This is a genomic window from Pantoea sp. (assembly GCF_032114055.1).
Taxonomy (GTDB): Bacteria; Pseudomonadota; Gammaproteobacteria; order Enterobacterales; family Enterobacteriaceae; genus Pantoea.
In genome coordinates this window covers 151,932-176,232 of sequence record NZ_DAMCTB010000007.1, presented here as the reverse complement: position 1 = coordinate 176,232, position 24,301 = coordinate 151,932, and the positions used below count along the sequence as shown (strand labels likewise).

At 57.8% G+C, this 24,301-nt stretch carries 20 protein-coding genes; 12 read left to right on the top strand and 8 right to left on the bottom strand.

The genetic code is table 11. The annotated features are described in order from the left end of the window. The first annotated feature begins 16 nt into the window (after positions 1–16). On the top strand, positions 17–1,315 hold the full coding sequence (locus tag RT657_RS13535) for a cytosine permease (protein ID WP_313655068.1): 1,299 nt from the start codon (positions 17–19) through the stop codon (positions 1,313–1,315). Positions 1,316–1,360: 45 nt separating this feature from the next. On the opposite strand, the gene nudE is transcribed toward RT657_RS13535, so the two are convergent. Beyond that, positions 1,361–1,924, bottom strand: a complete 564-nt coding sequence (gene nudE, locus RT657_RS13530; protein ID WP_313655066.1) for an ADP compounds hydrolase NudE — start codon at positions 1,922–1,924, stop codon at positions 1,361–1,363. 390 nt (positions 1,925–2,314) lie between these two features. Here nudE and RT657_RS13525 point away from each other — a divergent pair, with 390 nt between their 5' ends. The 5 genes from RT657_RS13525 (at position 2,315) to pckA (ending at position 8,471) form a co-directional block, all read left to right on the top strand. After that, positions 2,315–4,450: an intracellular growth attenuator family protein gene (locus tag RT657_RS13525; protein ID WP_313655065.1), complete on the top strand. Its 2,136-nt coding sequence runs from the start codon at positions 2,315–2,317 to the stop codon at positions 4,448–4,450. A 58-nt stretch (positions 4,451–4,508) separates the two neighbouring features. Next, the gene (gene yrfG, locus RT657_RS13520; RefSeq protein WP_313655064.1) at positions 4,509–5,156 is read left to right on the top strand and encodes a GMP/IMP nucleotidase; all 648 of its coding nucleotides are present in this window, start codon (positions 4,509–4,511) and stop codon (positions 5,154–5,156) included. A 13-nt stretch (positions 5,157–5,169) separates the two neighbouring features. Further along, the gene (gene hslR / locus RT657_RS13515; protein ID WP_313655062.1) at positions 5,170–5,571 is read left to right on the top strand and encodes a ribosome-associated heat shock protein Hsp15; all 402 of its coding nucleotides are present in this window, start codon (positions 5,170–5,172) and stop codon (positions 5,569–5,571) included. A gap of 49 nt (positions 5,572–5,620) precedes the next feature. Continuing rightward, a complete protein-coding gene (gene hslO, locus RT657_RS13510; protein ID WP_313655060.1) occupies positions 5,621–6,487 on the top strand; it encodes an Hsp33 family molecular chaperone HslO in 867 nt (288 codons plus the stop codon). 364 nt (positions 6,488–6,851) lie between these two features. Further along, positions 6,852–8,471 carry a phosphoenolpyruvate carboxykinase (ATP) gene (pckA, locus tag RT657_RS13505; RefSeq protein ID WP_313655059.1) on the top strand — a complete coding sequence of 540 codons (1,620 nt, stop codon included), beginning with the start codon at positions 6,852–6,854 and terminating at the stop codon, positions 8,469–8,471. Between the two features lie 39 nt (positions 8,472–8,510). On the opposite strand, the gene envZ is transcribed toward pckA, so the two are convergent. Both envZ and ompR read right to left on the bottom strand, forming a co-directional pair. Next, positions 8,511–9,878, bottom strand: a complete 1,368-nt coding sequence (gene envZ, locus RT657_RS13500) for a two-component system sensor histidine kinase EnvZ (protein WP_313655058.1) — start codon at positions 9,876–9,878, stop codon at positions 8,511–8,513. Then, a complete protein-coding gene (gene ompR, locus RT657_RS13495; protein WP_313655057.1) occupies positions 9,875–10,594 on the bottom strand; it encodes a two-component system response regulator OmpR in 720 nt (239 codons plus the stop codon). Before ompR ends, envZ begins: the two co-directional genes overlap by 4 nt. Positions 10,595–11,132: 538 nt before the next feature. On the opposite strand from ompR, the gene yjbE reads away from it, so the two are divergent. The 4 genes from yjbE (at position 11,133) to RT657_RS13475 (ending at position 16,282) form a co-directional block, all read left to right on the top strand. Next, on the top strand, positions 11,133–11,381 hold the full coding sequence (yjbE, locus tag RT657_RS13490; RefSeq protein ID WP_313655056.1) for an exopolysaccharide production protein YjbE: 249 nt from the start codon (positions 11,133–11,135) through the stop codon (positions 11,379–11,381). A 183-nt stretch (positions 11,382–11,564) separates the two neighbouring features. Beyond that, positions 11,565–12,038 carry a transcription elongation factor GreB gene (greB, locus tag RT657_RS13485; protein WP_313655055.1) on the top strand — a complete coding sequence of 158 codons (474 nt, stop codon included), beginning with the start codon at positions 11,565–11,567 and terminating at the stop codon, positions 12,036–12,038. A gap of 103 nt (positions 12,039–12,141) precedes the next feature. After that, a complete protein-coding gene (locus RT657_RS13480; RefSeq protein ID WP_313655054.1) occupies positions 12,142–14,469 on the top strand; it encodes a Tex family protein in 2,328 nt (775 codons plus the stop codon). Between the two features lie 127 nt (positions 14,470–14,596). After that, entirely contained in the window at positions 14,597–16,282 is a 1,686-nt protein-coding gene (locus tag RT657_RS13475) for an alpha-amylase family glycosyl hydrolase (protein WP_313655053.1), read from the top strand. Here the strand turns inward: RT657_RS13475 and RT657_RS13470 are convergent, their stop codons facing one another. Continuing rightward, positions 16,283–16,552 carry a YdgH/BhsA/McbA-like domain containing protein gene (locus RT657_RS13470; RefSeq protein WP_313655052.1) on the bottom strand — a complete coding sequence of 90 codons (270 nt, stop codon included), beginning with the start codon at positions 16,550–16,552 and terminating at the stop codon, positions 16,283–16,285. A gap of 170 nt (positions 16,553–16,722) precedes the next feature. Next, on the bottom strand, positions 16,723–17,499 hold the full coding sequence (bioH, locus tag RT657_RS13465) for a pimeloyl-ACP methyl ester esterase BioH (RefSeq protein ID WP_313655051.1): 777 nt from the start codon (positions 17,497–17,499) through the stop codon (positions 16,723–16,725). Positions 17,500–17,533: 34 nt separating this feature from the next. Between bioH and gntX the strand changes: the two genes are divergently transcribed. Both gntX and nfuA read left to right on the top strand, forming a co-directional pair. After that, positions 17,534–18,214: a DNA utilization protein GntX gene (gene gntX, locus RT657_RS13460; RefSeq protein ID WP_313655050.1), complete on the top strand. Its 681-nt coding sequence runs from the start codon at positions 17,534–17,536 to the stop codon at positions 18,212–18,214. Positions 18,215–18,272: 58 nt separating this feature from the next. Continuing rightward, complete coding sequence (nfuA, locus tag RT657_RS13455) at positions 18,273–18,848, top strand: Fe-S biogenesis protein NfuA (protein WP_009087718.1); 576 nt, start codon at positions 18,273–18,275, stop codon at positions 18,846–18,848. A gap of 37 nt (positions 18,849–18,885) precedes the next feature. Here nfuA and malQ read toward each other — a convergent pair whose 3' ends face one another. The 3 genes from malQ to RT657_RS13440 all read right to left on the bottom strand — a co-directional run bounded on the left by malQ (position 18,886) and on the right by RT657_RS13440 (position 24,296). Continuing rightward, positions 18,886–20,967: a 4-alpha-glucanotransferase gene (gene malQ / locus RT657_RS13450; RefSeq protein ID WP_313655049.1), complete on the bottom strand. Its 2,082-nt coding sequence runs from the start codon at positions 20,965–20,967 to the stop codon at positions 18,886–18,888. Positions 20,968–20,976: 9 nt separating this feature from the next. Beyond that, the gene (malP, locus tag RT657_RS13445; RefSeq protein WP_313655048.1) at positions 20,977–23,382 is read right to left on the bottom strand and encodes a maltodextrin phosphorylase; all 2,406 of its coding nucleotides are present in this window, start codon (positions 23,380–23,382) and stop codon (positions 20,977–20,979) included. Between the two features lie 155 nt (positions 23,383–23,537). After that, positions 23,538–24,296: a DeoR/GlpR family transcriptional regulator gene (locus RT657_RS13440; protein WP_111140862.1), complete on the bottom strand. Its 759-nt coding sequence runs from the start codon at positions 24,294–24,296 to the stop codon at positions 23,538–23,540. Positions 24,297–24,301 lie beyond the last annotated feature (5 nt).

Sequence of the window (24,301 nt, the reverse complement as noted above, 5' to 3'; positions counted from 1 at the left end):
GTAAGGAAACCCCGTAGTGAGTAAATTTGACGATTATCCCCTGAGCCGTGTGCCTGAAAACAAACGACTTTCGCTGCTCAGCGTCGCGATTGTACACATGGGTATGTTGACGGCGCTGGACCAGTTTATGCTCGGGGCGGTGCTGGGCAACGGAATGTCCACGGGTGAAGCCTTTACCGCCATTACCCTGGCCAGTCTGCTGTTCGGTGTGCTCACCTTCGCGCTCGGCTACGCCGGTATGCGCGAGGGCCTGCCCGGCAGCCTGCTGGCGCGCTGGTGCGGCTTTGGCCGTCACGGTTCGGTGCTGATTGGTCTGCTGGTGGCGATTAGCCTGCTGGGCTGGTTTGGCATTCAGAATGCAGTCTTCGCCCGGTCACTGAGTTATGCGCTGGACGGTAAACTCAGCTTTGCCGAGGCGGCAGCACTGTCGGGTGGGGTTCTGACCCTGCTGGTAACTTTTGGCTTCCGGGCGCTGCGGTTTACTGCCCGTATTGCCGTACCACTCTTTATTGCGCTGGTGGGCTGGATTTTCTGGCACGCCTTTCACGGTCAGGCTGGCCCTGTTGCCCAGCCAGTGGTCGCCGCTGATCCCATTACCGTGAGCGCCGCGATTACCATGGTGATTGGCGGCGCAATTCTGGCCAGCCTGATGACCCCCGATCTGACCCGTTTCTCACGCAACGGCAGGGATGTGTTCGCTATTACGCTGCTGACTATCCTGGCGGGTGAATATGGGATCAATGGCCTGGCGATTCTGGTCGCCAGGGAGCTACAGACCTCAGACATTATCGCCATCATCACGCAGACCACCAGCACCCTGGGGTTGTTTGCGGTGGTCTTTTCTACCCTGCGCGTCAACGATCTGAATCTCTACTCCTCTACGCTGGGCATCACCAATGCGATCGAGGGCGTGACCGGCTACAAGCCGCGCTATCAGGTGATTACGCTGCTGCTGGGAATGCTGGGAACGCTCTGTTCAATTCTGGGGATCCTCGACCGGTTCGTCGATTTTCTGGAGCTGCTGGGCGTGGTCTTCCCGCCGGTGCTGGGGGTGATGATTATTGATTACTACGTGCTGAAAACCAGCCGCCAGACGCTTGAGCTGGGCCGCGCAGAGCATGCCCTGCCGCCCGTTTCGGTGGCAACAGGCTGGCCGGCGCTGATCGCCAGCCTCGCGGGCACGGCCACTGGCCTGTTTATCGAGCGCGGCGTACCGGTCTTCAACTCATTGATCGTCGCCTGCCTGATTTATCTGGTCGCGGCGCCCCTGTTCAGTCGGTTATCAGCGCAGCAGGCACGCGCGCTGACGGACTGATTCCGCGCCTTCTCTGCTGATTGCGCCGGTTGCTGACTGGCGCAATCAGTAACTCAGTCGTCCCTGTCTGACCAGCCACTCGCGGGCCATAAACAGCGCACTGACGTTGCGCGCCTCGCGGAAATCGGGCTCTGCCAGCAGTGACAGCATATCGCTCAGCGGCCAGCGGTGAACAATCAGCGGCTCCGGCTCATCGCCTTCCAGCCTTTCGGCGTAGAGGTCTTCCGCCACCACGATGTTCATTTTACTGGAGAAGTAGGAGGGGGCCAGCGTGAGTTTGCCCAGTGTCGTCAGCTTGTGCGCGCCAAAACCGACCTCTTCCTTCAGTTCACGTACTGCGGCCTCATTGACGGTTTCTCCGGCATCAATCAGCCCTTTTGGAAAGCCAAGTTCATAGGTTTCCAGGCCGACAGCATATTCCTGAATCAGAATCAGATGATCATCGATAATCGGCACAATCATTACGGCTTCCCGTTCTGAGGGCTTCATGCGCTCGTAAACGCGACGCGCGCCATTACTGAAAGCCAGATCGACAGATTCAATCGTGAATAACCGCGAACGCGCTACGGCGGTGATATTGAGGATGTCAGGTTTTTTTGGAATTTTCATATCAGCCTCAAATTATTCTGCGCCTCCTGGCGGGAGCAAATTAGCATACCTAACCACAGGCAATTGTGCGACAGTCATACAAGGGCGTTATCGTTACATAGATTCCGGCGATTGAATAACAGCCTTTAGTTATCAGTTAAGACTAAATTTGCATTAGTCAATATGCTGCGATAAGTTTCAGACAATACCGATATTTAATCCAGTCTGAGCCGGTTACCATTCGGACAAGGCATGGTTTAACAAATGCTAATCAGCTATACGCTGGCACTATTTATCAGGTGCCTGACACCCTGGGGTTATATAATCTTCCGCTGTGCCGCGTTTACCGTGTGCACAACCGGGAGCGTAAGTTAAAAGTGAAGGCAGCATTTTGGCTGAATTGAGCAGAGCATGAGCACAATCTTTATGATCCTGGCCATAGTGCTGACCTGTTCAATCCTGGCAGGTATTGGGTTCTGGTACGCTATGCGGCATCGGCCGCCGTTGGCGAAACCCTTGCCATTTATCAGTCCGCCCTGCCGTAAACTCTCAGCTCAGGAACGTGAAGCCGTCGACAAATACGTTGCCGCGCTGGAAAAGCAGCCGCGTACGACGGTAACGACCGATAAACGCAGCACATCTGATCGTCTGACGCTGACGGCCCAGAGCAACAATGTCTATCCGGTTACCCGGGCCATTACCCGCTATGGCCTGTCAACGGACGATCCGCACAAGTGGCGTTACTATCTGGATGAAGTCGAAGTTCATCTGCCGCCATTGTGGGAGCAGTACATCACTGACGAAAACTACGTCGAGTTAATCCGTACCCAATCCATTCCGCTGGTCATCTCGCTGAATGGCCACTCGCTGGCTGATTACGCCGTAGACCAGCAATCGCTGCCCACGCTGATGCGTCCGATGTCGACCAACGCCTCTATCCGTAAGGCGGAAACAGAAAATATTGAGCTGCTGAAGGTGCGTAAAGAGACGCCGGAAGAGTATCGTCTGTCACGGCCCGACGGCGTCCGGGAAGCGGTGATGATTTCGCTGGCTTTTTTACTGTTCTTCTTCAGCCTGTTAGTCCCCGCTACCCTGATGATCTGGCTGGTGCTGATTGGTGCCCTGATGATTGCGGCCAGCCTGTGGCTGCTCTATCGCATCCCCGGTGAGCGCGGCCTGCGTGATATCCACTGCCTGCGTGGTGCGCCGAAACGCTGGGGCCTGTTCAGCGAGTCGAACCAGGAGCAGAGCAATATTACCCTGGGCATTATCGACCTCGCCTATCCACCGCACTGGCAGCCTTACGTCGCACACGATCTGGGTCAGATTACCGATGTGGAAATCTACCTCAACCGTCAGGTGGTGCGTCAGGGTCGCTTCCTGTCACTGCAGGATGAAGTGAAAAACTTTCCGATTCAGCGCTGGCGGAAAAACGTGGTGCTGGCCTGTGGTTCGCTGATGGTACTGACCCTGCTGGTCACCTGGATCCCGCTCAGCATGCCAGTGAAGCTCAGCCTGGCCTGGGCCAGGGGCACCGACAGTCTGGAAGTCAGCAGCGTCGATAAACTCAGTGGTGTGGCCCTGAACATTGGCGACAGTCTTAAAGTCAGCGGCACCGGTATGTGTTCAGTGCCGGATAATTATCAGAGCAACCGCAGTTATGCCTATATGCCGTTTGACTGCTCTGCAATTTACTGGAACAACGCCACACCGTTGCCGCAGCCGCAGTCAGACATTATTGATAAAGCCGCTGCGCTGCTGGATACCACCACAAAGCAACTGCATCCGGAAACCAATACCGATCCCAAACTTAACCCGCAGCTGGCCTCGGCGATTCAGAAGTCCGGCATGATCCTGCTGGATGATTTCTCCGATCTGGTGATGAAGACACAGGATCTCTGCAATCAGCCGCAGGATTGTATGCGCCTGAAGAATGCGCTGGTGAATCTGGGTAATGCCAAAGACTGGGAGGCGCTGATGCGCCGGGCGGACTCCGGCCAGCTCAACGGTATGAATGTGCTGCTGCGCCCGGTCAGCGCGGAAGCGCTGGAAAATCTGGTGAACACCGCCACCTCGACCTTCTTTTTCCGCGAAACCCGCCGGGCGGCTGAGAATCTTAACAGCCCGCCGCCGGGCGGCTTCCTGATCGTCAGCGACGAGGGCCGTCAGCTGGTGAATCAGCCTCAGCCGACCGTATCGCTATTCGATCTCGATCCGCCGTCTCAGTGGCACGAGCTGCAACATCTCTCCGCTATGCTGCTGCACACGCCTTTCAGCGCCAGCGGCATTATCACCAGCCTCTCGACCGATGCCAACGGCACGCGTCATATCGCGCTGCACAACGAGCCGGATGCGATGGCGCAGTGGCGTTATCTGGGCACCGTATTGCTGCTGCTGGTGCTGCTGATCTGCGGCGTCTTCAACGGGCTGCTGGCGCTGCGCCGCATGCACCGCAACCGTCAGCGCATGATCGATATCCAGCACTATTACGACAAATGCTTTAACCACAACCTCGGGACTTTACAGGGCGTGCGCTCGATATTCTGAGCCCTGCCCTTCTGTGCTACCCTGTCGCCCGGTTTTTTTTAAGGGTGAGATCCCTCCGATGCTTAACTGGTCTGAGATTGATACCGTGCTGCTCGACATGGACGGCACGCTGCTGGATCTGGCGTTTGACCGCCACTTCTGGCTGGAGCATGTGCCCGAACAGCTCCGCCTGCAGCGCGGCATCCCTCGGGCAGAAGCTGAAGCAATCGTCGCGGAAAAGTTTCAGGCCGTCGCCCATACGCTAAACTGGTATTGTCTCGATTACTGGGCAGAAGCACTGGCGCTGGACATCTGTGCCATGACCTGGGCGATGCGCAGCCGGATCGCCCTGCGTGATGATACGCTGCCTTTTTTACAGGCACTGCGTCGCATGGGAAAGCGCACCATCCTGCTGACCAATGCGCATCCTTACAATCTTGACGTCAAACTGGCGCAGACAGGTTTAGCGCCGCACCTTGATTTATTACTTTCCACCCATACCTTTGGGTATCCGAAAGAAGACCCGCGATTATGGCAGGCGGTACAACAGCACACCGGATTTTCTGCGCCGCGTACGCTGTTTATCGATGACAGCGAACTCATTCTGGATGCCGCGACGCTATGGGGCATCGGCAGGTGCTTAGGCGTAAAAAATCCCGATTCGGGTCGTCCTGAGCAAATCTTTCGGCGTCACCGCGCTACCCGCGATTACCGGACGCTGATCTGAGTCAGGAGCAGCAATGAAAGAGAAAAGCAGCGAAGAGGTCCGCCTCGACAAGTGGCTGTGGGCCGCGCGCTTCTACAAAACCCGGGCGATTGCGCGGGAAATGATTGAAGGCGGCAAAGTGCATTACAACGGTCAGCGCAGCAAACCCAGCAAAGTGGTGGAGCTGAATGCGGAGCTGACGCTGCGTCAGGGAAACGATGAACGCACGGTAATCGTGGCAGAGGTCAGTAATCAGCGCCGTCCCGCCAGCGAAGCCCAGCAGCTCTATCGGGAAACCGATGCCAGCATTGAAAAACGCGAGAAAGTGGCGCAGGCGCGCAAGCTCAATGCGCTGACTATGCCCCATCCCGATCGGCGACCTGATAAAAAAGAGCGTCGCGATTTGATGAAGTTTAAATTATCGGGTGATGAATAACGTCGTCTTAGCAGACGCGCCATCACCCCGTTCCAGTGAGAGAAAAAATATGTCAGTCCAGGATCAACTGCACCGTTATCTATTTGAAAATGCCGCTGTGCGCGGCGAGCTGGTGAACGTCTCAGACACCTGGCGTGAAACCGTGAAGAACCATGACTACCCGGCGCCGGTTAAAACCCTGCTGGGTGAGATGCTGGTCGCTACCAGTCTGCTAACCGCTACACTGAAGTTTGATGGCGAAATCACCGTGCAGCTGCAGGGCGATGGCCCGCTGTCACTGGCGGTTATTAATGGCAACAACAACCAGGAGCTGCGCGGCGTTGCGCGTCTGAAAAGCGACATTCCGGCTGACAACACCCTGAAAAGCATGGTTGGCAATGGCTATCTGGTGATCACCATCACGCCGGAAAAGGGTGAGCGTTATCAGGGCGTGGTCGGTCTGGAGGGGGATACCCTGGCGGCGTGCCTGGAAGATTATTTCATGCGCTCAGAGCAGTTGCCGACGCGTCTGTTTATCCGCACCAGCGACAAAGGCGCAGCCGGGATTCTGCTGCAGGTGCTGCCCGCGCAGGATACGGAAAAAGAGGCGTTTGAACATCTGGCCACGCTGACCGAAACCATCAAAACGGAAGAGCTGATTGACCTGCCCGCCAATGAAACGCTGTGGCGTCTCTATCATCAGGAAGAAGTGACGCTCTATGATCCGCAGCCGGTGGTTTACAAATGCACCTGTTCGCGCGAGCGCTGTGGTGAGGTGCTGACGACCCTGCCGCAGGAAGAGGTGGATGAGATTATTGCAGAAGATGGCAAAATCGAAATGCACTGTGACTACTGCGGTTCAGACTACGTCTTTGACGCCGTCGATATCGCGGCGATTCGCAGCCACTCTCATGAGAATAGTGACCAGCTGCACTAATCGATCGGGCGGCCTCTGCCGCCCCCTTTTCCCCGCCCCGCTATCCCCATAATTTTTCAGACAAATTATCTTTTTTTACTTTCATAACATCTTTTAAACGTTCGAAACGTGGCCTTAACGCGCCCTGAGTCGCATTTTTAGATCACTGCCCTTTTTCCCGAAACGCAGAGGAGTAAACTGCGCGCGATCGTGCAAACGCCCGGAAGCCCGGGGCCGATGCCTGAACTGCCCGGTTCACTATGCGGAGTCCTGCAGCTGCGCGCCGGGCGGTTCAGCCATTCGTCGTATCCGATGCAGCAGCTGGCGGCACGATCCCAACCTATCTCTGCTGTGCAGAACAGACACCGATTTAAGGAGCAGTAAAATGCGCGTTAACGGCCTGACCTCGCAAGACCTTGCCGCTTTGGGCATCGTGGATACCACGGAAGTGGTTTACAACCCTGATTACGACACGCTATTTCAGGAAGAGACGCGCCCGGACCTCGAAGGTTTTGCTCGTGGCACCCTGACGCAAAGCGGTGCGATTGCCGTAGACACCGGAATTTTTACCGGGCGATCGCCAAAGGATAAGTACATCGTACGCGATGACACTACGCGCGATACCCTGTGGTGGAACGATCAGGGCACCGGCAAAAACGATAATCAGCCGTTGTCGCAGGAGACCTGGAACGCGCTGAAAAGCTGCGTCACCCGCCAGCTCTCCGGCAAACGCCTGTTTGTGGTGGATGCCTTCTGCGGCGCCAATGCCGATTCGCGTCTGAGCGTGCGTTTTATCACTGAAGTGGCCTGGCAGGCACACTTTGTGAAGAACATGTTCATCCAGCCGGACGAAGCCGAGCTGGCCAACTTCACGCCCGATTTTGTGGTGATGAACGGCGCCAAATGCACCAACCCGGACTGGCAGGCGCAGGGGCTGCACTCTGAAAACTTCGTCGCCTTTAATCTCACCGAACGTATGCAGCTGATTGGCGGCACGTGGTACGGCGGCGAGATGAAAAAGGGTCTGTTCGCGATCATGAACTACCTGCTGCCGCTGAAGGGCATCGCGTCGATGCACTGTTCAGCCAACGTCGGCAAAGCGGGCGACGTGGCGGTCTTCTTTGGCCTCTCCGGCACCGGCAAAACCACGCTCTCCACCGACCCCGATCGTCAGCTGATTGGCGATGATGAGCACGGCTGGGACGACGATGGCGTGTTTAACTTCGAAGGCGGCTGCTACGCGAAAACCATCAACCTCTCTGAGCAGGCTGAACCGGAGATCTACCGCGCGATTCGCCGCAACGCGCTGCTGGAAAACGTCGTGGTGCGCGAAGATGGCAGCATCGATTACGCAGACGGCAGCAAAACGGAAAATACCCGTGTTTCCTATCCGATCAATCACATCGACAATATTGTGCAGCCAGTGTCCAAAGCGGGTCACGCGAAGAAGGTCATTTTCCTGACCGCCGATGCGTTTGGCGTACTACCGCCAGTTTCCCGTCTGACGCCGGAGCAGACGCAGTATCATTTCCTGTCTGGCTTCACCGCTAAACTGGCCGGTACGGAACGTGGCGTCACGGCGCCTACCCCGACCTTCTCCGCCTGTTTCGGCGCGGCTTTCCTGACGCTGCATCCGACGCAGTATGCGGAAGTGCTGGTGAAACGGATGGAGGCGTCCGGTGCGCAGGCTTATCTGGTCAATACCGGCTGGAACGGCAGCGGCAAACGCATCTCCCTGAAGAATACACGCGCCATTATCAATGCGATCCTGGCGGGTGAGCTGGATGATGCGCCAACGGAAACCCTGCCAATCTTTAACCTGCAGATGCCGGTAACGCTGGGTGAACTGGACAGTGACACGCTTGATCCGCGTCGCAGCTGGGAGAGTGAAGAGAAGTGGACCGCCGCCGCCAACGATCTGGCGCAGCGCTTCATTGATAACTTCGCGAAGTACACCGATAACGCCGCAGGCGCTGCGCTGGTGAAGGCTGGCCCGCAACGCTAAAAGAGACGGCGCGGCAGTGTGCCTGCCGCGCCGCTTTTATCATCCCGATACACTGTTGCTGCCGTTGTTATGACTCAGCGCCATATTCTCTGTCAGCGGCAACCAGGCGCGAATACGTAATCCTCCGCGTTCGCTCTCGCCAATCTCCAGCGATCCCTGATGCGCATCAATAATACGCTGGACAATCGCCAGGCCCAGACCCGTGCCGCTGGTGCTGCGGGCGCTGTCACCCCGCACAAACGGCTGGAAAAGATGCGCCAGCTGATCCGGCTTGATGCCCGGGCCGTCATCCTCCACCTGGAACCAGGCACGATGCAGCTCACGTCCGCTGCTGACCTTGATCCAGCCATTGCCATAACGCGCGGCGTTCACCACCAGATTAGCCAGCGCCCGTTTAATCGAAAGCGGATTGATATCGAGCATCAGCTCTTCCGGCATCACCGCATTTTTGATCTCACGCTCATAGCCACTTTCCGCGGCGACCACTTCGCCCAGTACGCTGTTAAGGTCGGCGCGCTCCGTCTGCATCTCCTGACCGGTGCGCAGATAGTCGATGAACTGCTCAATGATGGCGTTGCACTCTTCGATATCTTTGTTGATCGATTCGGCCAGATAGCCATCCTGCTCGCCCATCATCTCGGTCGCCAGACGAATACGGGTCAGCGGCGTGCGCAGGTCGTGACTGACGCCCGCCATTAACAGCGTACGATCGTCGGCCAGCTGCTTCACCCCGGCTGCCATCTGGTTAAAGGCGCGGGTCACCGATCGCACCTCGGACGCGCCATATTCGCGCAGTGGCGGCGGAATAATTCCGCGCCCGACCTGCAGGGCCGCGTGCTCCAGATCCACCAGGGGTCGGTTCTGGATGCGGATAAAGAGCCAGGCCCCGCCAATCGCCAGCAGCATAATCGCCAGGGTGTAGCGGAACAGCGGTGAGAAGTCGCCCTGATGAATCTCCGTCAGCGGCACCCGCACCCAGATATCGGGCGACAGCCAGGTTTTCAGCCAGACCACCGGGGAGTTCTTGTTGACCTCCACCCGCACATCGGTCGGCCCGCCCAGCTGCTGACCCATCTGCTCGCTCAGGAATTCGTAATGCTGCGCCCAACGCAAGCCGTTCTCTTCTGCTGCCGCATTGGTAAACAGCGAAATCCCCAGTTCACGGTAGATCTCCCGGCGAAAGGCCGGGGGAACTTCAAGCTGTGTGCCATCTTCCAGCTGCAGCCGGTCGGTCATCAGCATACGGACCTCGTATGCGAGCACCTTGTTGAACTGCTGCAGGCTGGGAAGGATGGCAAAGTTCAGCACCACCAGATAGGTCGTGACCAGGCTGACGAACAGCAGGGTCACGATCAGCAGCAGCGTGCGGGCGAATGAACTGCGTGGCGAGAAGCGCAGCCGCTTCATGCTTTACTGCCGTCCGGCACAAAGACGTAGCCCAGGCCCCAGACGGTCTGGATATAACGTGGATGCGCAGGATCTTCTTCCACCATGCGACGCAGACGGGAGATCTGCACGTCAATCGAACGCTCCATGGCACTGTATTCACGGCCACGCGCCAGGTTCATCAGCTTATCGCGTGAGAGCGGCTCACGCGGATGGCTCACCAGCGCCTTCAGTACCGCGAACTCACCGCTTGTCAGCGGCATCGGCTCCTCTTCACGGAACATTTCACGGGTGCCAAGGTTCAGTTTGAACTTACCAAAGGCGATGATCGCCTCTTCCTGTGACGGCGCGCCCGGCAGTTCATTGGCCTGACGACGCAGCACGGCACGGATACGCGCCAGCAGCTCACGCGGGTTAAACGGTTTAGGAATGTAGTCATCCGCACCGATCTCCAGCCCGACGATGCGGTCCACCTCTTCACCCTTGGCGGTTACCATAATAATCGGCATCGGGTTGCTCTGACTGCGCAGACGGCGGCAGATAGAGAGGCCATCTTCGCCTGGCAACATCAGGTCGAGCACCATCAGATGGAAAGATTCACGGGTTAACAGACGGTCCATCTGCTCGGCATTAGCGACGCTGCGCACCTGAAAGCCCTGCTCGGTGAGATAACGTTCCAGCAGTGCACGCAGACGCATATCATCATCGACGACCAGAATTTTGTAGTTCTCTTGCATTTTCAACTCCCAAAGGCGCTATTGCCTGAGCCAACATTGTTAAAAAAAGATGCCTTATAGTGACAGTCATTAATGGTTTATATTCTAGCCAAAATTGTTACAAAGCATATTAAACAGGAGCTTATATTTATTCTGCGCCTGTTTTCGGGCGGGAGTCGCACGTTTTAACGTCTGCGCGCGACGGTTACGGCAAATCTGAAAAAAGAGCTGAATTTCTCTAAATGGCTGGCGTCAGAAACGTACCAGCATTTATTCAGTGAATAAATTCAGCGCGTTAGCAGATAATTTGACTTATAAACGAGCCATCACGATGACGACCCTCCAGATAATCTACCTTATCCGCACAATGACAGCATAATATTCTGGCCAAACCGATTAATGCCCCATGCTTCTCTCGGATTAATTTGAGCCAGGCTTCCGGCAAGACCACCCGGTATTAAAGTCCATTAAATCAATCAGTAAAGCCAACTTTTCGCCCCCTGAATTTTGAACCAGACTGCTCAGGCACCATTCGATGTCTCAACGGGGATTACACACAATGAAAAAAACAATTCTACTGCTCAGCGCGCTGGCTTTCAGCACCATCAGCCCGGTGCATGCCGCAACAGCGACCGGTGAAGCGGCCGGAGCCGCAGCCACCACCACCGCTAAAGGAAACTCCGACGCCATCGGCGTGGGTGCTGTCGCTGCCCTGCTGGGCGTCGCGCTGGCCACCATGGGCGGCGGCGGCGGTGACGGTCACGGAACCGGCACCTCAACCACGACGGCGACCCACGCCGGAAAATAAGTTCGCGACCTGTCAGTCCGGCTTCAGAACACGGTTTTTATTTTGATAGCACGCTCCAACCCTTTCGCCGCCGGGGAAGTCAACGTGGGTTTTTAGCCTTTAAAAACCCTTTCCCCGACTCTTTTTTGCCGCCACCTGTTTGTCTTACACTGAGCCTCTTTCGATCTCTCTGGCCGGTATAGCATGAAAACCCGACTGATTACCCGCGAAGGCTTTGACAGACTCAAAGCGGAACTCGACTATCTGTGGCGTGAAGAGCGTCCGGAAGTGACCAAAAAAGTCACCTGGGCTGCCAGCCTGGGCGACCGCAGTGAAAATGCGGACTACCAGTACAATAAAAAACGGCTGCGTGAAATCGACCGGCGCGTCCGCTATCTGACGAAAAGTCTTGAACAGCTGCGTATTGTTGACTACTCACCGCAGCAGGATGGCAAGGTTTTCTTTGGTGCCTGGGTAGAAATTGAAAACGATGAGGGGGACCTCAAACGCTTCCGCATCGTGGGCTACGATGAGATATTTGGCCGCAAAGATTACATCTCCATCGACTCGCCGATGGCGCGGGCGCTGCTGAAAAAAGAGGTCGGCGATGCCGCAACGGTGGAGACGCCGCTGGGGCCGGCGCTGTGGTATGTCAACGCGATTGACTACGCCCAATAACCCTTCAGATTATCGCTGAAAGCGGCCCGCCTCTCTGGCATTTTTAACCATCAATCCGTATAACTGTCGGCTATTTCTCAACCCGGAAAGCAAGACAGTCCTGATGATGAAAGTTCTGAGCCAGATAATTGCCAGCGAGCTTCAGGCGCGTCCCGATCAAGTTGACGCCGCCGTTCGCCTGCTGGATGAAGGGAACACCGTGCCGTTTATCGCACGCTATCGTAAAGAGGTGACGGGCGGGCTGGATGATACCCAGCTTCGCCAGCTTGAGACCCGCCTCAGCTATCTGCGTGAACTCGAAGAACGGCGTCAGTCGATTCTGAAGTCGATCGGGGATCAGGGCAAACTGACTGACGACCTCGCCCGCGCCATCAACACCACCCTCAGCAAAACCGAGCTGGAAGACCTCTACCTGCCCTATAAACAGAAACGCCGTACGCGTGGACAGATCGCGATTGAAGCCGGTCTGGAACCGCTGGCAGAGACGCTCTGGCAGGATCCGTCCCATCTTCCTGAGCAGCTCGCTGAGCAGTATGTCGATGCCGACAAAGGCGTCGCCGACGTGCGCGCCGCGCTGGATGGTGCCCGTTACATCCTGATGGAGCGTTTTGCTGAAGATGCCGCGCTGCTGGCGAAAGTGCGTAATTACCTGTGGAAAAATGCCCACCTGGTATCGCGCGTGGTCGAGGGCCAGCAGGAAGCCGGCGCGAAGTTCCGCGACTATTTCGATCACCATGAAGCCCTGAGTACCGTGCCGTCGCACCGGGCGCTGGCAATGCTGCGTGGCCGCAACGAAGGCGTGCTGCAACTGTCGCTGAATGCCGACCCGCAGTTCGATGAAGCGCCGCGCGAAAGTTACGGCGAAACCCTGATTGCCGAACACCTGAACCTGCGCCTGAATAACGCACCGGCCGACAGCTGGCGCAAAGCGGTGGTGAGCTGGACGTGGCGTATCAAGGTGATGCTGCATCTCGAAACCGAGCTGATGGGCACGGTGCGCGAACGCGCAGAAGATGAAGCGATCAACGTTTTTGCCCGCAACCTGCATGACCTGCTGATGGCGGCCCCTGCCGGGATGCGCGCCACCATGGGGCTGGACCCTGGCCTGCGCACCGGCGTGAAAGTGGCGGTGGTGGATGCGACCGGCAAGCTGGTGGCGACCGATACCGTCTATCCGCACACCGGCCAGACCGCTAAAGCCGCTGCCGCTGTTGCCGCACTCTGCATGAAGCATCAGGTTGAGCTGGTGGCAATCGGCAACGGTACCGCCTCACGCGAAACCGAGCGCTTCTTCCTGGAGCTGCAGCAGCAGTTCCCGCAGGTTACGGCGCAGAAGGTCATTGTCAGTGAAGCCGGGGCCTCCGTTTACTCTGCCTCGGAACTGGCGGCGCTGGAGTTCCCGGATCTTGATGTGTCGCTGCGCGGCGCAGTGTCGATAGCCCGACGCCTGCAGGACCCGCTGGCCGAGCTGGTCAAAATCGACCCGAAATCGATCGGTGTCGGCCAGTATCAGCATGACGTCAGCCAGAGTCAGCTGGCGAAGAAACTCGATGCGGTGGTGGAGGATTGCGTGAACGCCGTCGGCGTCGATCTCAACACCGCCTCGGTGCCGTTGCTGACCCGCGTGGCGGGCCTGACGCGCATGATGGCGCAGAATATTGTCAGCTGGCGTGATGAGAATGGCCGCTTCCAGAACCGTCAGCAGTTACTGAAAGTAAGCCGTCTGGGGCCAAAAGCCTTTGAGCAGTGTGCGGGCTTCCTGCGCATCAATCATGGCGATAACCCGCTGGACGCCTCCACTGTTCACCCGGAAGCCTATCCGGTGGTGGAACGTATTCTGAAGGCTACTGAGCAGGCGCTGAGTGACCTGATGGGTAACGCGGGCAGTCTGCGCAATCTTAGCCCCCGCGAGTTCATTGATGATCGCTTTGGTCTGCCGACCGTAACCGACATCATGAAAGAGCTGGAGAAACCGGGCCGCGATCCCCGTCCTGAGTTTAAAACCGCGCAGTTTGCGGAGGGTGTGGAAACGCTGAATGATCTGACGCCAGGCCTGATCCTCGAAGGGGCCGTCACCAATGTCACCAACTTCGGCGCCTTTGTGGATATCGGCGTGCATCAGGATGGCCTCGTCCACATCTCCTCACTCTCCGATCGCTTCGTTGAAGATCCCCATCAGGTGGTGAAGGCGGGTGATATCGTCAAAGTGAAAGTGATGGAGGTCGATCTCCAGCGCAAACGTATTGCCCTGACCATGCGTCTTGATGAGCAGCCGGGTGAAGGCAATGCACGCGGCGGCGCACGAAGCACCGCGCCGCGCGACGAGAAACGTCAGGCCAGCCCGAAAGGCCGTCCGCGTCAGGCTGCCGCCACCGCCGGTAACAGTGCGATGGGCGATGCACTGGCCGCGGCGTTCGGTAAAAAACGCTAAACTTTTCAGGGGCCATCCTCTGGCCCCTTTTTCACACCGCATCATCCGGTTGAAAATCCCCGCCATAACGCTACGCTAAAAAGACGCCTGTCATAAAAACAACACCTGCTGCGGCATCCAACTTACGATGGAAAAAATTAGCGATCTTATCGATAAGATTTATGCTGGCACATTCCCGGCCGCGACCCTGACGCGCCTGCTGGCTGATATCGCCGCCGCCCGTGACACCATCAAGCTGCCACGCAAGGCACACTGGGATGAACAGGATGTGGTGCTGATTACCTACGCCGATCAGTTTCGCGAAACCGATAAACCGACGCTCAGCACCTTTTCCCGCTTCTATCAGCAGCATCTGCAATCCATTTTTCCGCTGGTTCATCTGCTGCCGTTCTATCCCTGGTCCTCTGATGATGGTTTTTCGGTTATCGATTACCACCAGGTCAATCCGCAGTATGGTGACTGGCAGGACATCGCACGTCTGCATCAGGAAACGCGGCTGATGTTCGACTTCGTCTGTAATCACATGTCGGCTGACAGCGCCTGGTTCAGTCACTTTCTGGCGCAGGACCCCGGCTGGGACGACTTTTTTATCAGCATGCCGCCCGCAACCGATCTCAGTGCCGTAACACGTCCACGCACCTCGCCGCTGCTGACTCCCTTCACCCTGGCGAATGGCGAAACGCGCTTTATCTGGACCACCTTCAGCGCCGACCAGATTGACCTTAACTTCGCCAGCCCTGAGGTGCTGCGGCGCATGGTGAATGTGCTGCTCGACTACCTGATCCGCGGCGCCGACTATGTGCGGCTGGATGCGGTCGGCTATATGTGGAAAACGCCCGGCACACGCTGTATTCATCTGGAAAAAACCCATCAGCTGGTCAAACTGTTTCGAGCGATTGCCGATCAGGTTGCGCCGGGCACGGTGATTATCACTGAAACCAACGTGCCGCATCAGGACAACATCAGCTATCTGGGCAACGGGCACGATGAAGCGCAGATGGTTTATCAGTTTTCGCTGCCGCCGCTGGTGCTGCACGCTATCCACACCGGATCAGCGCGTGCGCTGCGGCAGTGGGCCAGCACGCTGGATCTCAGCAACCGCGATACGACCTTCTTTAACTTTCTGGCATCACATGATGGGATTGGGCTGAATCCGGCGCGCGGCATCCTGTCTGAAGTCGAGATCGTGGCGCTGGTGCGCGATCTGGCGCTTGAAAGCGCGCTGGTCTCCTATAAAAACAATCCTGACGGCACCACCAGCCCTTATGAAATCAACGTCACCTTTCTGGATGCGTTAAATCGTGAAAGCGATGACGACGCCACGCGGCTGAAACGCTTTCTGCTGGCGCATGCGATTCTGCTGGTCTTTCCCGGCGTGCCTGCCATTTATGTCCAGAGCATTCTGGGTGGCCGGAATGATTATGCGGGTGTGCGCGCCGCCGGACATAACCGGGCGATTAACCGTCAGAAGTATGACCTGAAGCAGATTGAAGCGGCGCTGGCGGGCGATGAGTGGCTGCGTCAGCAAATCTATATTCAGCTTGGCCAGCTGATTCAGCTACGCCGCCGGCAGCCCGCTTTCCATCCGGATAATGCGATGACGCTTTATGAGAGCGAAAATGCCGTACTGGTGCTGCGTCGCCATCAGCCGGAAAGTGGTGAGGGTTTACTCTGCGTCTTTAATCTCAGTGGACGAACGCTGGAGACGCGATTACCGGTGACGCATACCCTGCAGGATGTGGTGAGCGGAGAGAAGGTTGATGGCACCCAGCCGGTTAAGCTGGATGCCTGGCAGTTCTTATGGCTGCGATAATTACTTGTAAACTTCAGCGGTGGCGCTGAACTTACCGTGTTCGCGACCGGCGATCACGCGGTAGTATTTGCCGCCTTTTTCGTCAGCAAGTTTAGACAGCACTTTTTTAGCATCCATTGGCGACGTGGTTTCCGCTGTGGTGTTCACGGTACCAATCTTCTCCAGTTTCATTGTCTTAACTTCTTCATTAGTGACTTCTTTCGCTGCCATCGCAGAAAATGAAATCGCGCCCATCATCATTGAAGCCACAACCCATTTTAAAACTGTCATTATGTTTACCCTCATTCATGATCCATTGTGAGATGTAAGCAGCCGCTAAACGCGTAAGGCAGTATGGAACGGCATAGTCATTTCCGTGACTAATCACATAAAATTGCAGCGGCCTTGCTCACCATGAGAAGTATTACTGCTGTCGGCAATTTTGCCACTATAAAGCCCGATCATCCCGGCAATCCATTGATAAAATTAACAATATGCTGGCAGAAGGTCTCCGGATGAGAAATAAAAGGCGCATGTGCTGCCTTTTCGATAATCACGGACGGCGATGCCGGTAACCGCTCATCCAGTTCTGCCGCGATCCGGCGCGGCACCAGGCCGTCCAGTGCGCCATAGAGCCGCAGGAACGGCAGCGTGATCTGCGGCAGCGCGTCGCGCAGATCGACCTCGCGCAGAATTTCCAGCCCGGCATCCAGCACCGCGACCTCCGGCATTGGCTGCGACAGCACCACCTCTTTCAACTGACGCGCATCAGCGCGCGCCGTTTCGGTGCCCAGCGTCTGCAGCGCCAGGAAACGCTCTACCGTGCGCTGGAAATCGTTGCTGAGCATCTGCTGAAAGTTCTGCAGTGTCTCCGGTTTTATGCCGGGCCAGCCCTCTGTCGCGGTGAAGCAGGGCGAGGAGGCGACGGTGATCAGGGCCGCCAGCCGGTCGGGCGCTGCCAGCGCCAGCTCCGTTGCCACCAGTCCGCCCAGCGACCAGCCCATTACGATCGCCTGCGGCGGCAGCGCAGGAAGCAGCTGTGCTGCCATCTCTTTCAGCGTGCGCGCGCGACGATCCTGACTGCGGCCATAACCCGGCAGATCGACCAGATGCAGGCGACAGTGTGCGCTGAGTCGCGGAATAAGGGTTTGCCAGACTTCGGCATTCAGTCCCCATCCGTGCAGCAGCACAAGATCGCGTTTTCCTTCCCCGCAGGTGTGCCAGTAAAGCGACGTCATCAGTTACTATTCCGAAATTGATAAGGAGGTCACTATGCTAGCAATGCCCGCCCTGTGTTGGCTATGCCGGATGCCGCTACGGATCGCCCGCCATGGCCTCTGCAGCTTCTGCCTGCGCGGCTTACCCCCGCTTCCCCTGCTCTGTCCACGCTGCGGATTACCTGCGGGCTCCGCGCAGACCATCTGTGGCCGCTGTCAGCTTAAACCGCCGGCCTGGCAGGCGCTGGTCTGCGTCAATGACTACTGTCCGCCGTTCAGCCAGTGGGTTAACCAGCTGAAGTTTTCGCACATAACCGCACTCAGGGTGATGCTGGCGCGGCTGCTTTTGCTAAGCTGGCAGACTGTTTACCGGCGCGGCGGCGTGCCACGTCCCGATCTGCTGCTGCCGGTTCCGCTGCATCAGCGGCGGCGCTGGCGGCGCGGCTATAATCAGGCGGGGTTGCTGGCCGCCCCGCTGGCGCACTGGCTGGGATGTGAATGGCGCGAAGGCGTTTCCCGGCCATACCGGGGCGCATTGCAGCATCAGCTCAGCGCCCGCCAGCGCCGTACCAACTTACGCGGGGCCTTTCGCCTTGATATCGCGGTTCAGGGCCGCCACATCGCGCTGCTGGATGACGTGGTGACCACCGGCAGTACCGCAGATGAAATCAGCCGTCTGTTACTGGCGCAGGGCGCGGCCAGCGTGCAGGTCTGGTGCCTGTGCCGTACCTTGTAGAGCGTCTTTGATGGGCGTATTATAACCAACTAAATTAGTCAACTATTGAGCAATCGACATGATCCGAATTACTGACTCTGCCCAGGAACATTTTTCTAAACTGCTATCCAAACAAGAAGATGGCACCCAGATTCGCGTATTCGTGATTAACCCGGGTACGCCAACGGCTGAATGTGGCGTCTCTTACTGTCCGCCCGATGCCGTTGAAGCCACCGACACCGAGCTGAAGTTTGAAAAGCTTTCAGCCTACGTGGATGAACTCAGCAAACCCTATCTGGAAGATGCTGAGATCGACTTCGTAACCGACAACCTCGGTTCACAGCTGACGCTGAAAGCGCCGAATGCCAAAATGCGTAAAGTTTCGGACGATGCGCCCATGGTCGAACGCGTGGAGTATCTGCTGCAGGCGCAGATCAACCCACAGCTGGCCGGTCACGGCGGCCGCGTATCGCTGATGGAGATCACTGACGACGGTTACGCCATCCTGCAGTTTGGCGGCGGCTGTAACGGTTGCTCCATGATTGACGTGACGCTGAAAGATGGTATCGAGAAAGAGCTGCTGGCCGCCTTCCCGGAACTGAAAGGCGTGCGGGACATTACCGAGCATCAGCGCGGCGAACACTCTTTCTACTGATGAACAAAGCGCGGCAGCCTGACTGCCGCGCTATTTTTTACGTCTGTTTCTGTCCTGACTGACGCTGCCCGCTGACCACTTTCAGTAGCGCATTCACCTCCTTGTCCGCAAACATCTCCTCCAGCGTTTTACTCAGCTTGCGTCGCCAGTTAGGGTATTGATCTACCGTGCCCGGCACGTTGACCGGCGTGGTCATGCCGAGCCAGTCCTCCGGCTGCAGACCCAGCAGCGCACTGTCCGTGTCCGCCAGGAAACGGTGTATCGCCCGGTTCAGCGCAGGCGTCATCACGAGCTTCTCTGCTTTTTTCTGGCTGCGAGCCGGTAAGGCACCCGCCTGATGCAGCGCATCCAGCAGCGCCTGTTTCTGCGTGGCACGCTGCTCATGCAACGCTTTTATCGCATCACCCGGATAGAGGCCCAGTTTCTCGCCCAGCGTCAGGTCGCCCTGCTCCCAGAAGCCGGTCAGCGTAGGCAGATCGTGGGTGCTGGCGCTGGCGATCGACTGGCGTGGATAGTCCTGCGGTGCGCGATAACGCTCATCTTTCTCCTGCTCAAACCAGAGCACCTTCCATGAAAAGACCCCGCTCTTGCGCAGCAGAGTGATGATCTCCTGCGGCACGGTACCCAGATCCTCACCAATCACCATGCAGCGCAGCCGGTGGCTCTCCAGCGCCAGGATGCCGAGCAGATCGTTCACCGGGTAAGCCACATAGGCGCCTTTATCGGCGGTTTCTCCGGCGGGCACCCACCACAGGCGCAGCAGTGACATCACATGGTCGATGCGCAGCGCGCCGCAGTCGCGCATATTGGCGCGCAGCATATCGATAAAGGGCTGATAACCGCGCGCCTGCATCACATGCGGGTCCATCGGCGGCAGCCCCCAGTTCTGCCCCAGCGGGCCGAGGCGGTCCGGCGGCGCCCCGACGGCGGCCTTCAGGCGATAAAGCTCCGGGTCGTGCCAGGTTTCCGCGCTGCCCTCCGCCACGCCCACGGCCAGATCCCGATAGAGTCCGACGCTCATCCCCAGCGCCTGACTGTGCGCCCAGCAGCCGGAGAACTGCTGCTGCGCCAGCCATTGCAGCCACTGCCAGAAGGCAATTTCCTCTTCATGCTGTTCACACCACTGCTGTACCTCCGGCGACTGGCTGTTGCGCCACGCCTCCGGCCACGCGGGCCAGCCGCCCTGCTGGCTCTTGTCAGCCTGCCGCTCAAGCTGGATGCCGTCATAGGCTGCCTGGTAGCGCAGGCTTTCGCCGCCCTCGCGCACAAACGTAGCCCAGGATTGATGCTCCTCGCTCTGGCTGTCCCGCGCCCGGAAGTGTGTCCAGGCGTGGCGCAGCGCCGCGAGTTTCAGCGTCATGACCGCCTCATAATCGACATGCTCTGCCTCACGCGCCCGGCTTAGCGCCTTCTGCGTTCTGGCGCTTTTCCACCACTTCTGCGCCGCCGCACTTTCCCGGAAATCACTCACCTGATCGACGTCGATATAGATGACGTTCAGCCAGCGGCGCGACGACGGGCTGTAGGGGCTGGCGAAACCGGGGCTGGCGGGATAGAGCGCATGCAGCGGATTAAGCCCGACGAAATCGCCGCCGCGCTCAGCCAGCTGCACCAGCAGCCGATCAAGATCGCCGAAGTCGCCGATCCCCCAGTTCTGCTCAGAGCGCACGGTATAGAGCTGCACCAGCGCACCCCAGCGTTTTTCGCCCGCCTCCAGCGCCGGCGGCAGATAGCAGCGGCGTGGCGCGACGACAATCCGCGTCTGCCAGCTTTTCCTGCCTTTGGTGAGCGTCAGCTGGTGATACCCCTGGGTCAGCGAACCCGGCAGCGTAAACGGCTCACCTGCGGTGAGTTCGCCGCTGTGCTGCTTACCCTTTTCCGTCTGCAACTGCCAGCTGTAGATGCCGCTGCCCTCTGGCGTCAGCTGGCGTTTGCCGCTGCCGCTGAAGACCGCAACCGGCGGCAGCGGCGATTTTTTCGCCTTCTGCGGATTGCTCATCACCGCCAGCAATGCACGCTTGGTTTCATCGCTGATCTCTGCTTTTTTGCCGTTTACATCGATATAGTTCAGTGAAATACCCGCAGCACGGGCGGACTGATCGAGTGAATCCTGTTTCATTGCTGCTCCTTAACGCGGTGCCTGCCAGATACGTTGCTGATAATCACGAATGGATCGGTCCGAACTGAATATGCCGGTTCGGGCCGTGTTGAGAATTGCGGCGCGGGTCCAGCCTTCCGGGTCGCGCCACAACGCTTCAACCCGCTGCTGCGCGTCGATATAGGCCTGAAAATCGGCCAGCACCAGCCAGGGATCGCCCTGCCTAGTCAGGCTCGCCAGCATCAGGTCAAACGCCTGTTTGTCGCCGTTGCTGAATTTGCCCTTCTCCAGTGCTTTCAGCAGATCGTCCAGTGTCCTGTTCTGCCTGCGCACCTTTTTCGGGTTGTAGCCTTTCGCCCGCAGTGCTTTCACCTCATCCACGGTGTGTCCGAAGATAAAGATGTTCTCTTCTCCTACCTGCCCGGCAATCTCGACGTTTGCGCCGTCCAGAGTGCCGATAGTCAGCGCGCCATTGAGCGCCAGCTTCATGTTGCCGGTGCCGGAGGCTTCATAACCGGCAGTGGAGATCTGCTCTGACAGATCGGCCGCCGGGATCATCTGTTCGGCCACCGTGATGCGGTAGTCGGGGATAAATACCACCCTGAGCCGATCGCCCACGCGCGGGTCGTTGTTCACCACCTCCGCCACCCGGTTAATGGCGTAGATAATGTTTTTCGCCAGGTAGTAACCCGGCGCGGCTTTGGCCCCGAACAGGAACACCCTTGGCGTCACACTCTGATCGTCGGGCTGGCTGATGAGTTTCTGATAGCAGTAGAGAATATGCAGCAGGCTGAGGTGCTGGCGTTTGTACTCGTGCAGGCGCTTGATCTGCACATCGAACAGCGCAGCCGGGTTGACAATGATGCCGGTGTGCCGGGCAATGTAGCGGGTAAGCTGCTCTTTGTTCTGCTGCTTGATGCTGCGATAACGCTGACGAAATGCCGGATCGTCGGCATACGCCTCCAGGCCGATCAGCGCCTCAAGGTTATTGGCCCATTCGGTTTTCAGCGTCTCGTCGATCAACCCGGCCAGCGCCGGATTACACTGCTTCAGCCAGCGGCGCGGTGTGATACCGTTGGTGACATTGTGAAACTTCTGCGGCCAGAGCTGGTGATACTCCGGAAAGAGATCGCTGACCACCAGCCGCGAATGCAGCGCCGCCACGCCGTTGACCGCAAATCCGCTGACTACGCAGAGATTGGCCATCCGCACCTGCCCCTCAGCGACGACCGCCAGCTTGTGCCACATCGCTTTGTCATCCGGCCAGTGCTGCTTCACCCGCTTTTTCAGCCGCCGGTTAATCTCTTTAATAATCAGCAGATGGCGCGGCAGCAGCGAACGCATCAGCTTCTCATCCCAGCGCTCCAGCGCCTCCGGCATCAGCGTATGATTAGTGTAAGCAAACACCCGGCTGGTAATCTGCCACGCCTCATCCCAGCCCAGCTGGTGCTCATCCAGCAGCAGACGCAGCATCTCCGGGATGGCTATGGTGGGGTGGGTATCGTTAAGCTGGATCACCTCAAAATCCGGCAGCGTATGAATGCTACGCCCCGCCAGATGGTGACGCCGCAAAATGTCTGCCACTGCACAGGCGCACTGAAAATATTGCTGCATCAGGCGCAGCCGCTTGCCCGCCTGATGGTTATCATTCGGATAGAGCACTTTGGTCAGCTTCGCTGCCTCAATGCCCGGCTGCTCGGCCTGCAGAAAGTGGCCATCATTAAACGCTGTAAGATCAAACGGCTGCGCGCTTACGGCCTGCCACAGGCGCAGCGGCAGCGTCACCCCGTTGCGGTAGCCGATGACCGGCAAATCCCAGGCTTCGCCACGCAGCGTAAAATCGGGATACCAGCGCACAGCGCCCTCTGCCAGCTTTTCGACCCGGCCCCCCATTGCGACCTCGACATCCAGCGCCGCGTTGTGACGAAACCAGGGATAGTGCTCGCGCTGCCAGTCATCGGGCGCTTCCTTCTGCTGACCCTCTTCGAAAGACTGACGGAACAGACCGTACTGATAGTTAAGACCGTAACCGGTTGCCGACTGGCCCACCGTGGCCATGGAATCCAGATAGCAGGCGGCCAGCCGCCCCAGTCCGCCGTTGCCCAGCGCCGGATCGACCTCCTGCTCCAGCAACTCAGATAAGTCGAGCTGCTGCTCAGCGAGCGCAGCACTGACCTCGTTGTACCAGCTGAGATTCAGCAGATTGTTGCCGGTCAGACGGCCCGTCAGAAACTCCATCGACAGATAACTGACGTGCCGCTGCCCCTCTGCCGGGCGCGGTGTTGGTTGTGCGGCCAGCAGCTCCGCCAGCGCCGCGCTGACCGCCTGCCACGCCTGATGCTGCGTCATCTGTTGGGCAGAATGGAGATTCAACTGCTGCCACTGGCGGGTCAGCGCGGCATTAAAACGGGCTTTATTAAATTTTTGCTGCGGCATATCACTCCCTTCCGTTAAGCATGAGGTGAAGCAAAAAGAGAAAGCGCACAGGCTGGCAATCGGCTGCCAGCAACCGATTAAGTAAAGACGCGAGTGAGGAAAAAAGCGACAGCAATCAAAGAAAAACGCCAGCCGGGCGGCTGGCGTGGCAGGCATCAGCAGAGCTCGAGGTGGACCTCATGCTGTTCAATCACTTTCATGACGCTGGCAGGCGGCATTTTATCGGTGTAAAGATAATCCAGCAGGCTCATATTGCCCAGATTCACCATCGCGTTGCGCCCGAATTTCGAATGGTCCACCACCAGCATGACGCAGCGTGAATTTTCGATAATGGCGCGCTTGGTGCGCACTTCGTGATAGTCGAACTCCAGCAGGGAGCCATCCATGTCGATACCGCTGATCCCCAGAATGCCGTAATCGAGGCGGAACTGAGAGATAAAGTCGAGCGTCGCTTCCCCCATTACCGCCCCGTCGCGGGTCCGCACCTCACCGCCCGCGATAATGACGCGGAAATCGGGTTTACCCATCAGCAGCATCGCCACGTTGAGGTTATTGGTGACTACCCGAAGATCGCTGTGGTTCAGCAGCGCATGGGCCACCGCTTCCGGCGTGGTGCCGATGTCGATAAACAGCGTGGCCCCATCCGGGATCTGGCTGGCGACGCGCTCGGCGATGCGCGCCTTCTCCGCTGACCACATCATTTTACGATCGTGCCAGGCGGTATTCTCAGAGCTGGAAGGAAGCGCCGCGCCGCCGTGGTGGCGCTGAATTTTGTTCTGATCGGCCAGATCGTTGAGATCGCGACGAATGGTTTGCGGGCTGACCTCAAAATGGTCCACCAGCTCCTCAGTACTGACATATCCCTGACGACGGACTAAATCGATAATCGCGTCATGACGTTGCGTCTGCTTCACGTTCC

Bases quoted from the DNA above. Each gene is read 5' to 3' on its own strand.
- nudE (WP_313655066.1), bottom strand. From the start codon at position 1,924: ATGAAAATTCCAAAAAAACCTGACATCCTCAATATCACCGCCGTAGCG.
- RT657_RS13525 (WP_313655065.1), top strand. From the start codon at position 2,315: ATGAGCACAATCTTTATGATCCTGGCCATAGTGCTGACCTGTTCAATC.
- yrfG (WP_313655064.1), top strand. From the start codon at position 4,509: ATGCTTAACTGGTCTGAGATTGATACCGTGCTGCTCGACATGGACGGC.
- hslR (WP_313655062.1), top strand. From the start codon at position 5,170: ATGAAAGAGAAAAGCAGCGAAGAGGTCCGCCTCGACAAGTGGCTGTGG.
- hslO (WP_313655060.1), top strand. From the start codon at position 5,621: ATGTCAGTCCAGGATCAACTGCACCGTTATCTATTTGAAAATGCCGCT.
- pckA (WP_313655059.1), top strand. From the start codon at position 6,852: ATGCGCGTTAACGGCCTGACCTCGCAAGACCTTGCCGCTTTGGGCATC.
- envZ (WP_313655058.1), bottom strand. From the start codon at position 9,878: ATGAAGCGGCTGCGCTTCTCGCCACGCAGTTCATTCGCCCGCACGCTG.
- ompR (WP_313655057.1), bottom strand. From the start codon at position 10,594: ATGCAAGAGAACTACAAAATTCTGGTCGTCGATGATGATATGCGTCTG.
- yjbE (WP_313655056.1), top strand. From the start codon at position 11,133: ATGAAAAAAACAATTCTACTGCTCAGCGCGCTGGCTTTCAGCACCATC.
- greB (WP_313655055.1), top strand. From the start codon at position 11,565: ATGAAAACCCGACTGATTACCCGCGAAGGCTTTGACAGACTCAAAGCG.
- RT657_RS13480 (WP_313655054.1), top strand. From the start codon at position 12,142: ATGATGAAAGTTCTGAGCCAGATAATTGCCAGCGAGCTTCAGGCGCGT.
- RT657_RS13475 (WP_313655053.1), top strand. From the start codon at position 14,597: ATGGAAAAAATTAGCGATCTTATCGATAAGATTTATGCTGGCACATTC.
- RT657_RS13470 (WP_313655052.1), bottom strand. From the start codon at position 16,552: ATGACAGTTTTAAAATGGGTTGTGGCTTCAATGATGATGGGCGCGATT.
- bioH (WP_313655051.1), bottom strand. From the start codon at position 17,499: ATGACGTCGCTTTACTGGCACACCTGCGGGGAAGGAAAACGCGATCTT.
- gntX (WP_313655050.1), top strand. From the start codon at position 17,534: ATGCTAGCAATGCCCGCCCTGTGTTGGCTATGCCGGATGCCGCTACGG.
- nfuA (WP_009087718.1), top strand. From the start codon at position 18,273: ATGATCCGAATTACTGACTCTGCCCAGGAACATTTTTCTAAACTGCTA.
- malQ (WP_313655049.1), bottom strand. From the start codon at position 20,967: ATGAAACAGGATTCACTCGATCAGTCCGCCCGTGCTGCGGGTATTTCA.
- malP (WP_313655048.1), bottom strand. From the start codon at position 23,382: ATGCCGCAGCAAAAATTTAATAAAGCCCGTTTTAATGCCGCGCTGACC.